The sequence below is a fragment of the Janthinobacterium sp. GL_088 genome (assembly GCF_057837845.1).
The window spans coordinates 5,324,855-5,337,720 of record NZ_CM174453.1 but is presented as its reverse complement, the minus strand read 5'-3'; the positions used below and the strand labels follow the sequence as shown (position 1 = coordinate 5,337,720).

The 12,866-nt window shown below is 62.4% G+C and carries 9 protein-coding genes; 1 reads left to right on the top strand and 8 read right to left on the bottom strand.

The annotated features are described in order from the left end of the window. Window positions 1-4 precede the first annotated feature (4 nt). From fliD to AC3IQ7_RS23750, 7 genes are all read right to left on the bottom strand, one after another. The gene (gene fliD / locus AC3IQ7_RS23780; RefSeq protein ID WP_233516131.1) at window positions 5-2,686 is read right to left on the bottom strand and encodes a flagellar filament capping protein FliD; all 2,682 of its coding nucleotides are present in this window, start codon (window positions 2,684-2,686) and stop codon (window positions 5-7) included. 229 nt (window positions 2,687-2,915) lie between these two features. Continuing rightward, a complete protein-coding gene (locus AC3IQ7_RS23775; protein ID WP_489207479.1) occupies window positions 2,916-3,287 on the bottom strand; it encodes a flagellar protein FlaG in 372 nt (123 codons plus the stop codon). Window positions 3,288-3,370: 83 nt separating this feature from the next. Beyond that, a complete protein-coding gene (locus AC3IQ7_RS23770; RefSeq protein ID WP_099377933.1) occupies window positions 3,371-4,864 on the bottom strand; it encodes a flagellin N-terminal helical domain-containing protein in 1,494 nt (497 codons plus the stop codon). Between the two features lie 338 nt (window positions 4,865-5,202). After that, window positions 5,203-6,774: a diguanylate cyclase gene (locus AC3IQ7_RS23765; protein ID WP_489210510.1), complete on the bottom strand. Its 1,572-nt coding sequence runs from the start codon at window positions 6,772-6,774 to the stop codon at window positions 5,203-5,205. Between the two features lie 201 nt (window positions 6,775-6,975). Next, the gene (locus tag AC3IQ7_RS23760; protein ID WP_034753998.1) at window positions 6,976-7,623 is read right to left on the bottom strand and encodes a response regulator; all 648 of its coding nucleotides are present in this window, start codon (window positions 7,621-7,623) and stop codon (window positions 6,976-6,978) included. A 52-nt stretch (window positions 7,624-7,675) separates the two neighbouring features. Beyond that, window positions 7,676-9,166: a sensor histidine kinase gene (locus tag AC3IQ7_RS23755; protein WP_489207478.1), complete on the bottom strand. Its 1,491-nt coding sequence runs from the start codon at window positions 9,164-9,166 to the stop codon at window positions 7,676-7,678. 17 nt (window positions 9,167-9,183) lie between these two features. Further along, window positions 9,184-9,771: a hypothetical protein gene (locus AC3IQ7_RS23750; protein WP_289898645.1), complete on the bottom strand. Its 588-nt coding sequence runs from the start codon at window positions 9,769-9,771 to the stop codon at window positions 9,184-9,186. 115 nt (window positions 9,772-9,886) lie between these two features. Between AC3IQ7_RS23750 and greB the strand changes: the two genes are divergently transcribed. Next, the gene (gene greB, locus AC3IQ7_RS23745) at window positions 9,887-10,453 is read left to right on the top strand and encodes a transcription elongation factor GreB (RefSeq protein ID WP_099377931.1); all 567 of its coding nucleotides are present in this window, start codon (window positions 9,887-9,889) and stop codon (window positions 10,451-10,453) included. Between the two features lie 55 nt (window positions 10,454-10,508). Here the strand turns inward: greB and AC3IQ7_RS23740 are convergent, their stop codons facing one another. Beyond that, complete coding sequence (locus tag AC3IQ7_RS23740; RefSeq protein WP_489207477.1) at window positions 10,509-12,791, bottom strand: RelA/SpoT family protein; 2,283 nt, start codon at window positions 12,789-12,791, stop codon at window positions 10,509-10,511. Window positions 12,792-12,866: the final 75 nt, after the last annotated feature.

Here is a 12,866-nt window from a genome sequence, read left to right as displayed (position 1 = left end):
GGGCTTAACGGTTGGCGGCGATGGCGGCCAACTGCTGGGTCAAATAGCTTTGCATGCCCTGCAATTTATTCAGGGACACGTCCAGGCGCGAATACTGGGCGCGGTAGCGCGCTTCGATGTCGTTCAGTTTGTCACTGAACTTGTCACGCTGCGTCGCGATGCTCTTGATGGTTTCGTTGAGGCCCTTGGAGCGGTTGGTGATCATGCCGTCCGTGCCGAGGAAGGAAGTGGCCAGGTTATTCAACTGGTAGGCATAGCCTTGCGAGAAGCTGACGGTGCCGCGCGAGCCGGTGGTGCCGCCCGTGACTTCAATCTTCAGGCCATCGGCCGGCGAACCGGCGGCGCCCGTCAGGGTCTGGCCCGAGCCGATCACCGGTTGTCCGCCCAGGGTGCCAGCCACGTCCGTGCCCTTGACGGGCGCGGATGCGCCGAACAGGTCGGTTGGTGCCGTGCCGGTGCCGCTGCTGATGGCGATATTCGAGACGGAACCATAGCGGCTCGACGCCAGTACCAGTTTGCCCGCACCATCGACGGAAGCCGACACGGTGGAGCCGTTGTCGGAAAACGACTTCACGCCGTTGATCGATGACTGGATGATGGACGCCATCTGGGCCGGGGTGTACGTCCCGGCAGGAATGACGACCTGGGCCGTATTCTTGGCAGCGCTGGGCTCGGTATCGTTCAGCGTGATGCTCCACGTGGTATCGCTGCCTATCGTGGTGGTGGCCGGCATCACGGCGGCCGAGGTGATCGAGCCCTGGCTGGCCATCGTGGTGATCGTCAATTCATAGCTGCCTGGCTTGGTTGCTGCGGTCGAGCTGGTAAAGGCGACGTTGCTGTCGGTGGCCTTGCCGAGCGCGGAAAACAGGCCGGCGATGTCGGTGAAGTTGGCGCTGATGGCTTTGTCGAGCTTGCTGGAATCCAGGGTCAGGCTGCCATCTTTCTGAAAGGAAATGCCGACCTGGCTCAGGGTGCTCAAACTGCTGTTCAAGCCGGTAATGGGCGCACCCAGTTGCTTGCGCAACTGGCTCTGGATCGATTGCGCGGTGGAGTCCCCCAGCAGGACGCCGCCCTTCTTGGTTTCCGGATCATAGGCCGTCATCTTGGCCATCGCCGTATTCAGGTCGTTATACGCCTTGACGAAGGTATTGATGCTGGTCTTGACGGTGGAGGTATCTTTCTGCACCGACAAGCTGGTGCTGCCGACCTTGGCAATGCCCAGGGTCACGCCTTCGATGGCCGTATCGACACTGTTGGACGCGCTGGTGATGGCGATGCCGTTGACGCTGAAGTTGGTGTTTTGCGCGGCGCTGTTCTGTTTCAGGTTTTGCGTGCCGCTCGCATCGTAGGACAGCAAGTCATTCAGGGCGCTGTCCGGGGGCAGGCCGTCGCTGCCGCTCAGCGAGATCTTCATGGACGAGTTGGCGCCCGTCTTCGACGAGCTCAAGACCAGATGGAACGGCTTGTCCGTGCCGTCCGAAACGATGCTGGCGGTCACGCCCAGGCCTGCGTTATTGATGGCGTCGCGGATGCCTTGCAAGGTGTTGTTGGTGGCGTCGATCACCACCGTGCCCGTCGCCTGCGTGCCGTCCTGGGTAAAGTTGGTGTTCATGTAGGCGCCACCCGAGCCTGCCGTCAGTCCGGCGGCGGCCGGATTGCTGCCAGCGATGGTGATCGGGCTGGCATTGCTCGAGGCCAGGTTGATGGTGCTGGTCAGCGTCACGTTCGAGCCGTCATTGACCGAGTTCGAGGCGTGGCCGATGCCGCCCTTGACCGAGCCCGTCACCACTTCTTCGATGTTCAGGTTGGAACCGTCGGCGCGCGTAAATTTCAGGGTGCCGTCGGCGGCCTTGCCGGTGACGGTGATGTTGGCCGCGGCCAGCGCATTCGAGACGGCATTCGGACCTTCGAGCGTCGTATCGAGCGAGGCGGCCGTGATGCCGCCGTTGGCGGCCACGCCGTTGCCCTGCGTAACGATCTCGATGCCGCCCACCGACAGCGAGTAGGTGCCATCCGCGCCCGTTTCGACGCTGCCGAAGCCGGCGAACATGGTGGCGCTGCTCGACGTCGGCTGGGCCGTGGCGGTCACGCCCGTGGTGCTGCTCTTGGCGTTGATGGCGTCGGCCAGGGCGCGCGCGCTCTTGGTGCTGGCATCGGTGGGGATGGCGGTGCCGTTGAGTATCAGCGAGCCGTTGCTGATGCCGGTCTGCGCCGTGGTGGCGCCCAGGGCGGTGCCGTTCAAACCGAAGGTGCCGCCGGTGAGCGCGCCCAGCTGGAAGGAAATCGTCGTCTTGCTGCCCAGCCCGATGGTCGACAGCTTGCTGGCCATGCCGCCCGACATCAGGGTCTGCGACTGGGCCAGTTGGGTGACGTTGATGTTGTAGTTGCCGGCCACGGCCTTGGCGCCGGCGCTGGCCGTCAATACCAGGGGATCGGCGGGCGTGGCGCTGACGGCGCGGAAGTTATTGGTATTCGACAGGGCCGACAGCGAATTCTGGAAGGTGCTGACGGCGCCACTGAGCGTGCCCATCGCACTGAGCTTGGCCTGGTAGGAGGCCGTTTTCTTGTCAAAAGTACCCAGCGGTGCGGCTTCGGCCGTCATCAGCTTGTCGATGATGGCATTCACATCCAGGCCGCTGGCGCCGGCGCCGATGCCTATGGATGAAAGTGTAGGTGTGATGGCCACTGAATACTCCTAGGAAAACGCTAATATAAGCTGTTATCGGCAGAATCAATCAGGACTTGAGAGGGGGATTTACCGCGCTGTTTTCAGCGGGAGCGAAAAAGCGGGAAAGGGGCAGGGACGTGTTGTGTTGGTTGCAATAAAATCGGGGCCGGATAGCCAGGCTATCGGACCCCGTGGTCATGCCGATGCGTATTGCCACGATGTCGCATGTCCGTGTGCCATGCCATCGCTATGCGCTTTGACTGATCAGCGAACCTTTGGCCGAATCGAAGGTTTTGGACAATTCCAGGGCTTCCTTGGTAGGAATCTGGCGCAGTACTTCCTTGGTTTCCTGGTCGATGACTTTGACGACCGTGCGCTGGCTGTCTTCGTCGATGGAAAATTCCAGGCCTTGCGTCTTCATCTGCGACGACTGGTTCAGCTCCGATACCGCCTTGTCCAGCTGCTCGCGGCTGGGCTCCTTGCTGGCTTGCTGTGGCGCAACCGTAGCGTTTTCCGTGGCGTTGCGGGGTGCTGCCGGGCGTGCCGGCGACGTATCCGCAGACACATAACTCTTGTCTATCCTGGCCGCGGAGGCGGCCGCTATCGTGTCGATAGTCATGGTGCTCTCCTAGTGAAAATTCCCCTGCCGAAAAAATCCGGCAGGGGAATCGAGTCCTGCGCTGTTGCCTGACTAATCGGAGATTAGCCGCGCAGCAGACTCAGGACGCCGTTTGGCAGCGAGTTCGCTTGCGCCAGCATGGCCGTACCAGCTTGTTGCAGGATCTGGCCGCGGGTCATGTTGGCCGTTTCCGATGCAAAGTCGGTATCGACGATGCGGCTGCGCGATGCGGACAGGTTTTCCGTGGTCGATTGCAGGTTTGCAATCGCCGACGAGAAGCGCGATTGCAAAGCACCGTACTGGGCGCGTTGACCGTTTACCGTTGCCAGTGCTGCATCGGCAATTTTCAGTGCCAGTTGCGCGCCGTCAAACGTCGTCACGTCCAGGGTCGACACGGAGTTCAGGGTCGAACCTTGTGCCGTTGCTTTACCAACTGCCAGGCCGGTAGGGGTGTTTTCCGTCACCGAGAAGCTGTTTTGCGAGTCGAAAGTCACGCGGCCGTTGACCGTGGCAGCGGCGGCTGCGGTGATGATCGACTGGGATGCGGCTTGGACCTTGCCATCGGCCTTGTAGCCATCGACGTCGAATTTGGTGTTGGCCGTCGTGCCTTGCGTCAGGTTGATATTTTCGCCCGATGCATTGGTCAGCTTCATGCCCTTGTTGATGCTGTCGTACTGGGCCGTGACGCCGGTCTTTGCCGTTTGGGCATTGATGGCGTTGATGCCTGCGGCATAGTCGGCGGCGGTCGACGCCGTGCCGCTGACGGCAAACGATACGGTGACTGGCGCTGTGCTTGGGTTGTCCGAATTGATGGCGAACGAATACGATTCTGCGCCCAGGTTCAGGTTGACGTCCGTTTGTGCCGTTGCCGTCACGCCCGTTTTCGCCGTTTGGCTGTTGATGTCGGCGGCGACGGATTTGGCCGTGCTGCCTTTGACGCCGGCGGCTGCTGCCGTCGTGTCGACGGTCGCGGTGCCGATGGAGCCGGAAATCGTCAGCTTGCCGACGACTGCATTACCCAGCGCATCTTTCTTGACGGCCGATGCATCGTTGGCGATACGGTTGTTACCGTAGGTGTTGGTCAGGAAGTTCGCGCCGCTGGCGGAAATCAGCTGATTGGCATCTGCGCCAACCTGGAAGTTGGCCGTACCCATGGTGCCGTCCAGCAGCGCCTGGCCGTTGAACGAGGTGGTTTGGGCGATACGGTTCAGTTCCGAACCCAGCTGGCCTACCTCGGTTTGCAGCGCCTGACGGTCGCTCGACGAGTTGGTGGCGTTCGACGATTGCACGGCCAGTTCGCGGATACGTTGCAGGATGTCGCCCGAGCTTGCCAACGCGCCTTCAGCCGTTTGAGCCAGCGAAACGCCGTCGTTTGCATTGCGGGTTGCTTGGGTCATGCCGCGGATTTGCGACGTCATACGGTCGGAAATTGCCAGACCAGCGGCGTCATCCTTGGCGCTGTTGATGCGCATGCCGGAGGACAGGCGTTGCAGCGAGGTGCTCAGGGCCGACTGCGAGGTCGACAGATTGCGTTGCGAATTCAGGGACGAGATGTTGGTATTAATTACTGCAGCCATGATAATTCTCCAAACAGGTACTACATTGCGCTATGTGCTAGTCACTTTGGCCTGCCCCGCTGTTCCGGGACAATCAAGCCGCTGTTGTTTAGGGTAACGGTTGCTCTGCGGGAAAATTTATGGTGAAAAGTGCTTTAAATTTTAATTTTTAGCCCTTCAGTTTGCTGCCGGCCGCGCGCTAGGCGACAGGATTTAAGGAAACTTGAGGGTAAAAATAGTTTTATTTTTATATGTTGCGGAGGCTGGCGGCGTGCCGGAGGGGGAAGGATATTATTGTTTTTGCCATGATTGTGCCGTCCGGCCGGGTGGCGGGACGGCATGCGGCGAAGCGCCAGGGTTCAGTCCGCGACCACCACGCGGTTCTTGCCCGTCTGCTTGGCCTGGTACATGGCGCGGTCGGCGCGCTTGACCAGTTCGGCCTGGTCTTCGTTGGGCAGGCGCAGGGCCACACCGGCAGAAAAGGTGATCAAGACTTTTTCGTTGTCGTGCAGGAAGAAATGCCGGGTCAGCTCGCGCTGCAATCGCGTCATCGTCGATGAGGCGGCCTCGACCGTCGTTTCCGGCAGCAGGATGAGGAATTCCTCGCCGCCGAAGCGGGCGATGACATCCATCGAGCGCAGGGTTTCCTTGACGATTTTGACCAGGTGTTTCAGCGCCGCATCGCCGGCCAGGTGGCCGTAGGTGTCGTTCAGGCGCTTGAAGTCGTCCAGGTCCAGCATGGCGATGCACAGCGGCGTGCCGCGGCGGTCGGAGCGGGCCGTCTCGCGCTCGAACACGTCGTCCAGGCCACGGCGGTTCAGGCTGCCCGTCAGCTGGTCTTCCCGCACCAGTTCGCTCATATGCTGAAGCTTCGCTTCCAGCGTGTGGATGCGCTGTTCCGCATCCTGCACTTCCTGGCGCGCCAGCACCATCTTGTCGCGTGCGCGCAAGGCTTCGTTCTGCACCATGCGCGTTTCGCGCAAGACTTCGTCGAGAACGCTGTTCAGTTCGCTGATATTTTCCGCCTGGCTGATCTTTTCCGAATAGCCGCCGATCTTTTCATGGAAGTCGCCCGTGCTGGCCGCCACTTGTCCCAGGCGGTCGATGAAGGTCATCATCATGTTCTTGACCGTCAGCTTGACGTCGGACAGGCTGTGCTTGAGCTGGCCCTGCTTGTAGATGACTTCCTTCAGGCTGCGCGTGGCGTCTTCCAGCGCGCGCTGGTCGAGCGGGCCGGCGATCAGGTTTTGCACGGCATCGACCTGGCCGCGCAGCCAGCTGTCGTCGTCGAGCAACTGGCTGACGTTATCGAGCAGCAACTTGAACAGGCGCAGCAGCAGTTCCTGCTGCTCGGCCGTGTCGCCGCTTTTCAGTTCGATCTGGTAGCACAGCTGCTTCAGGCGCAGGGCCGCTTCGTTCAGCGCTTCTTCCGTGTGGGCCAGCTTGATGGCCGCGCCCAGCGATTCGGCTTCTTCCACCAGCGCGGGCGTGCCCGTCAGCAAGGTGGCGACGGCAAAGCCCAGGGTGCGGCTGAGCAATTCGCGCAGGGTGCGCGTCTGTTCGCCGTCCGGCAGGGGCGGCAATTCGATGCCGCCGCCTTTCTTGACCTGTTTTTCCGCCAGCTGCGCCAGGGTGCGCGCATAGCTGTCCCAGTCGCGCGCTTTCAGGGCACGCTGGAAGCGCCGGCCAAAGTCGCCCAGTTCGCCCGCCGATTCGCTCATCTTGGCGGCAAACTGCGTCAAGACATTCTCCGCGCCGCTTTCCGTGGGTGCGCTGGCGGCCAGCACGGCACCCGGCGCGGCAGGGCTGTCCGCCGGTTCGCTGATGCCGGCGATTTCATTATAGATATCGCGGTAGGCGCTTGGCGTCGGGGCGATGCGGCGCGTGGCCAGGCGGCGAAACGCTTCGCGGGCGATATCGGCAGGGTTCATCGCCGCAGCGGCGGCGGTCGTCGTGGCGCCAGCGGGAGCGCTTGCTGGTGAAGTTGGCAATTTACTGGACATGTAGGCACAGCCTTTTTAGATATTTCTAATTATCCTCATGATATGCGAGTTGGCAAAGAACTTATTGTGCGAGAAGCAAGGAGAAGTCCTGTCAATTCGCCCGATGCCAGCGTGCATGCCACTTTGCCGTCAATCCACCAGCTGGTTGCGGATGGCGTAATGCGTCAGTTCGGCACTGTTCTTGAGTTTCATCTTGACCAGCAAGCGGGCGCGGTATTCGCTGACGGTTTTCACGGACAATTTCAGTTCTTCGGCGATGGCGCCCACGGCCTTGCCGGAGGCGATCATGACCAGGGTCTGGTATTCGCGGTCCGACAAGGTGTCGTGCAAGGCCGTTTCGTGGTCTTCGCCCACCGTGTTGGCCAGTTCCTGCGCCAGCGAGGCGCTGATGTATTTCAAGCCCTGTGCCACCTGGCGGATGGCCGTGACCAGCTCGCGCGGCGCGCTCTGTTTCGTCAGGTAGCCGGCCGCGCCCGCCTTGAGCGAACGGATGGCGTACTGATCCTCGCGGTGCATGGAGAGCATCAGCACGGCCAGTTCCGGCTTTTCCTTCTTGATCTGCTTGAGCACCTCGATGCCGCTGCGGTCGGGCAGGGAGATGTCGAGCAGCAACACCTGGCATTTCGAGCCGCGGAACAGCTTGATGGCGTCGTGGCCATTTTCGGCCTCGCCGGCCACGATGATGTCCTTCGTGTCGGCGAGGATTTGCTTCAAGCCCTCGCGCACGATCGCATGATCGTCGGCGATGAATACCCGGATGGTGGCTTTTTCTTTCATGACTGCGTTGTTTCCTATCTGAATCTCTGCGCCCTGCGGCGGCCCTGTGGCCTTATGGCGATCCGCTCTGCGCTGGTGCGCTGGCTGCAGCCGCTATTATCGCCTCTCGCGGCGTGGTCAGCCGGATTTTTATGCTCAGGATGGTGCCGCCGTCCGGCCCGTCCATCAGGCTCAGGGTGCCGCCCAGCGCAGCGGCGCGCTCGGCCATGCCGCGGATGCCGAACGATTGCGGCTTGGCGCGGTCGGAGAGGCGCATGCCGACGCCATTGTCGGCGATCGACAGGCTGATATGCTGGCGCTGCCGGGCCAGGCGCACGCTGACCTTGCTTGCCTGCGCATGCTTGGCGATATTCGTCAGCGCCTCCTGCGCGATGCGGAACAGGCTGGTCGCCTGATCCAGTTCCAGTTCGATGTGCTGGCGGTTTGAAATGAACTGGCATTCGATGCCGGCCTGGCGCGCGAATTCCTTCACCTGCCAGTCCAGCGCGGCGACCAGGCCCAGGTCCAGCATGGAGGGGCGCAAGTCCAGCGAAATGCGGTGCACGGCGTCGATGCTGCGGTCGACCAGGGCATCGACATAGTCGGCCTTTTCCTGCAGTTGCGGGTCGTCCGGCGGCAAGCGGCGCGCCAGCATGGCCAGCGCCATCTTGATCGCCGTCAAATTGCCGCCCAGGTCATCGTGCAGTTCGCGCGCCAGGCGCGTGCGTTCGTGTTCCTTGACCTTGTCGATGTGCGCAGTCAGCTCGGCCAGGCGGGCGCGCGACTGGCGCACTTCGATCTGCTCGAGCCGGCTTTCCGTGATATTCGTCATGATGCCTTCCCACTGCACCGTGCCATCGGCCAGCGCGCGCGGCGTGGAGCGCAGGTTGATCCATTTGACATCCTTCCAGGCATCGATCCAGATGCGGCCTTCCCAGTTCCAGCTCCACAAGGCGCTTTTTGAGGCTTGCATCGATTCCAGATACGAGGCGCGGTCGTCAGCGAGGATCAACTGGTAAAACAGTTCCGGGTGCGCGTGCAGCTGTGCCGGCCCCAAACCCAGCAGGGCCTGGCAGCCATCGCTCAGGTAGGGGAAGGCGGCGCGCCCATCCGCATGCAGGCAGAACTGGTACACGAGGCCCGGCGTATTCGAGACGATGGCGTTAAAGCGCGACTGTACTTGCGCCAGGGCGGCGGCTGTCGCCTGCGGCGTGCGCAAGTCTTCGCCCTCGGCCAGCAGCAGGGCGCGTCCCTGGCGGCTGGCGCGCGACAGGTGCAGGCTGAGCGAATACAGGCTGCCATCGCGGCGGCGCTGCTGTACGTGCAGCAAGGCCTGCGCGCCGATGCTGTCGTCCAGGGTCGCCAGCACGGCGGCCAGTTGCTGCGCGTCCAGCTGCGGCGCCAGGGTGAAGGGCGTCATCGCCAGCAATTGCTTGCGCGCATACTGCAAGTTGTCGCAGGCGGCATTGTTGGCGTCCAGCAATTGCAAGCTGGCCGCGTCGTACAGGTAAATTTCCGGCGCCGCCGCGCGCATGGCGGGGGCCAGCCGGGGAGTGTCGTGCATGGAGTGGCCTTTCTTCATCAGCGGCGGGCGCGCCAGAAGGCGGCGAAACGGCGCAGCACCCTGGCCGGGCGGGAGTTATGGCGTCCTGGCGTGCCCTTGCGCAAGCGTTGCCACCAGGCACGGCGGGCGCGGCCCAGTGCGGCCGACAGGCGGCTGACACGGCGCCAGGGGCGCGTGGCGCGCAGGCGGGCGATCCAGCGGTCCTTGGTTTCCATGAACAGGCCATGCCAGCGCGCAAACCATGGCAGACTCAACAGGGTAGGGCGCGTCAGGCTGTACAGGCGCGCCACGGCGGCCGCGCCGCCCAGCTTGGCGATGACGATCACGCCGATGCCGGAAAATGCATGGCCGCGCGCGATGGCCAGCAGGGCCAGCAGTTTGACGGGGAACAGCAGCACGGCCGGCAGCACGAAGATGGCCAGCGCCCAGTACGGCGGCAGGCGCTTGATCCACGCTTCGAGCGCATGCAGGGGCGGAAATTGCGCGATCACCTGCATCAGGCGCGCCCCGGTCGCCCACAGCCATTCCTCGATCAACAGGAAGATGGCGGCCAGGTAGACCAGTGGCGCGAACAGCCAGCGCCTGACTCTGTAGAATTTTTTCATCCGTCTCCGTGTGCGGCGCAGGTTTGCCGCGATTGCCACGATGATACGTCAAAAAAGCCCGTTTGCCCCCGCATCCCGTGTGCCCGTGGCTCCCTGGCGGGGCTACAATAGGCAGATGAATAAAGCCTTTGTAAAAGAATCCGACAACGACGACGATGAAGAAGCGGCCGCGCTGGCGCTGGCCATTCCCGCCGGCGCCAAGAACTACATCACGCCGGCCGGTTACCAGCGCATCAAGGAAGAGTTGCTGCAGCTGATCGACGTCGACCGTCCGGAAGTGGTGCGCATCGTCCACTGGGCGGCGTCGAATGGCGACCGTTCGGAAAATGGCGACTATATCTACGGCAAGCGGCGCCTGCGCGAAATCGACCGCCGCATCCGCTTCCTCACCAAGCGTATGGACCTGGCCGCCATCGTCGACCCCAGCGTGCACCATGGCAACGACCAGGTGTTTTTCGGCGCCACGGTGACTTACCGCACCAGCGACGGCGAAACGCATACCATCACCATCGTCGGCATCGATGAATTCGATCCCCTGAACGGCAAGATCAGCTGGGTCTCGCCCATGGCCCGCACCATCACCAAGGCGCGCGAAGGCGACGTGATCACCCTCACCACGCCGCTGGGCGAGCAGGAGCTGGAGTTGCTGGAAGTGACGTATCCGGCGCCGGGGGAGGCTTGAAGTGATGTGATCGGCATGAAAAAACGGCTGGGCAGAGAATCTGGCCAGCCGTTTTTTAATTTCGTTCGCGCAATATTCTATTGACACCCGCTACCCGCCGCACATTGCGCAGCAGGGCGGCCAGGTGGACGCGGTCCTTGACTTGCACGGTGAAGCGCAGCTGGTCGAGGACGTTGTCCTTGTCTTCGTCCATGCCCACATAGATGATGTTGGCGTCGGACTCGCCGATTTCGGCGGCCACGCGGGCGAGGATGCCCCGCTCGCTGTTGATCAGCACCTTGATGCGGCAGTCGAAGCGGCGGTTCAGTTCGGTTCCCCAGCGCACGGCGATCCAGCGATCCGGTTCCTTGGCGCGCTGGCGCTTCGCTTGCGAGCAGTCGCTCGTGTGCACGAGCAAGCCCTGGTCGCGGCGCAGCTGGCCGATGATCTGGTCGCCGGGAATCGGCAAGCAGCATGGCGCCAGTTGCACGGAGACGCCTTCGCTGCCGCAGATGGTGACCGGGTCGAGTTCGCTGCCGCTATTGTGTTCCACCGGCATGCTGGCCGCTTCGCCGCCGATCAGGCCAAAGATGTGGCGCGCCACCAGGGTGGCCATGCGCTTGCCGATGCCGATGTCCGCGTACAGCTCGTCCATGGAATTGGCGCTCGACTCGTTGAGCAGGCGTTCGACCAATGGCGCTTGCAGGTCGGCGTCGATGTTCAAGGTCTGCAGCGCCTGCGACAGCAATTGCTGGCCCAGGGCGATCGATTCGGGCAGGTTGATCGTGCGCAAATGGTGGCGGATGGCCGAACGGGCCTTGCCGGTGCGCACGAACGACAGCCAGGTCGGGCTGGGGCGCGACGAGGAATCGGTGATGATTTCGACGATGTCGCCATTGTGCAGCTCGGTGCGCAGGGGCGAGGTTTCGTTGTTGATCTTGACGGCCACGGTCTGGTCGCCGATGCCCGTGTGGATCGAGTAGGCGAAGTCGATGGCCGTGGCGCCGCGCGGCAGGGCGATGATCTTCGACTTCGGCGTAAACACGTAGACGGAATCGGGGAACAGGTCGACCTTGACGTGTTCGAGGAATTCGGCCGAGTCGCCCGTCTGCTGCTGGATGTCGAGCAAGGATTGCAGCCACGCATGCGTGCGCTGCTGCAAGTCGGACGGGTTCGATTCGCCGCTCTTGTATAGCCAGTGCGCCGCCACGCCGGATTCGGCCGTGCGGTGCATTTCCTGCGTGCGGATCTGGAATTCGACAGGCGTGCCGTACGGGCCGATGACGGTCGTGTGCAGCGACTGGTAGCCGTTCAGCTTGCGGATTGCGATGTAATCCTTGAACTTGCCCGGCATGGGCTTGTACAGGCTGTGCAGGGTGCCGAGGGTCACGTAACAGTCGGCAAAGCTGCCCACCACCACGCGGAAGCCGTACACGTCCAGCACTTGCGAGAACGACAAATGCTTGCTGCGCATCTTTTTATAGATGTCGTACAGGGTCTTTTCGCGGCCCGTGACGTCGGCCTCGAGTTCGGCCATGGACAAGGTGCTTTTCACCGCTTCCATGATCTTGTTGACCACTTCGCGCCGGTTGCCGCGCGCCGCCTTGACGGCTTTCGCCAACGTGCGGTAGCGCATCGGATACAGGTGCGAGAACGACAGGTCCTGCAGCTCGTGGTAAATATTGTTCAGGCCGAGGCGGTGCGCGATCGGCACGTACACTTCCATGGTCTCGCTGGCGATGCGGCGCTTTTTGGCCGCCGTCATGAAGTCCAGGGTGCGCATATTGTGCAGGCGGTCGGCCAGCTTGATCAGGATCACGCGCACGTCGGAGGCCATGGCCAGCAGCATCTTGCGGAAGTTTTCCGCCTGCGCTTCGATCTGGCTCTGGAATTCGATCTTTTCCAGCTTAGACAGGCCATCGACCAGGTGTGCCACCGGCGCGCCGAAGCGCTCGATCAATTCATCCTTCTTGACGTCCTGGTCTTCCATGACGTCATGCAGCAGGGCGGCCATGATGGCTTGCGCGTCGAGCTTCCAGTCGGCGCAGATTTCGGCGACGGCGATCGGGTGCGAGATATACGGCTCGCCCGAGCGGCGCATCTGGCCCAGGTGCATTTCGTCGGAGAAGCGGTAGGCTTCCTTGACTTTTTTCAGGTCGGCAGGGGAAAGGTATTCGGCCAGCTTGTCGGCCAGGTGGCTGACGGAGGCCACGCCCAAGGCGGGCGCTGGCGGTACTGCGGGGGTGTTGCTGCCGGACGTGCCGGTGCCGGGCGCGGAAGCGCCCTGCGATTTTGCCGCCTGGCGCGAGGCCAGGGACGGCAGTGCTGCGGAAGTCGTGTCGGCTGGGGTCAGACTCATAAAACGTCGCGTTGCTTCACAGTGTGAATAAAGGATACGGTAGAACCAGGGGTCAGCACTGTTCCGGCACGCGGG

What these genes read in the sequence shown, in the direction of transcription:
- AC3IQ7_RS23770 (WP_099377933.1), bottom strand. Translation starts at nt 4,864, where the DNA reads ATGGCTGCAGTAATTAATACCAACATCTCGTCCCTGAATTCGCAACGC.
- greB (WP_099377931.1), top strand. Translation starts at nt 9,887, where the DNA reads ATGAATAAAGCCTTTGTAAAAGAATCCGACAACGACGACGATGAAGAA.
- AC3IQ7_RS23760 (WP_034753998.1), bottom strand. Translation starts at nt 7,623, where the DNA reads ATGAAAGAAAAAGCCACCATCCGGGTATTCATCGCCGACGATCATGCG.
- AC3IQ7_RS23755 (WP_489207478.1), bottom strand. Translation starts at nt 9,166, where the DNA reads ATGCACGACACTCCCCGGCTGGCCCCCGCCATGCGCGCGGCGGCGCCG.
- AC3IQ7_RS23740 (WP_489207477.1), bottom strand. Translation starts at nt 12,791, where the DNA reads ATGAGTCTGACCCCAGCCGACACGACTTCCGCAGCACTGCCGTCCCTG.
- AC3IQ7_RS23775 (WP_489207479.1), bottom strand. Translation starts at nt 3,287, where the DNA reads ATGACTATCGACACGATAGCGGCCGCCTCCGCGGCCAGGATAGACAAG.
- AC3IQ7_RS23750 (WP_289898645.1), bottom strand. Translation starts at nt 9,771, where the DNA reads ATGAAAAAATTCTACAGAGTCAGGCGCTGGCTGTTCGCGCCACTGGTC.
- AC3IQ7_RS23765 (WP_489210510.1), bottom strand. Translation starts at nt 6,774, where the DNA reads ATGAACCCTGCCGATATCGCCCGCGAAGCGTTTCGCCGCCTGGCCACG.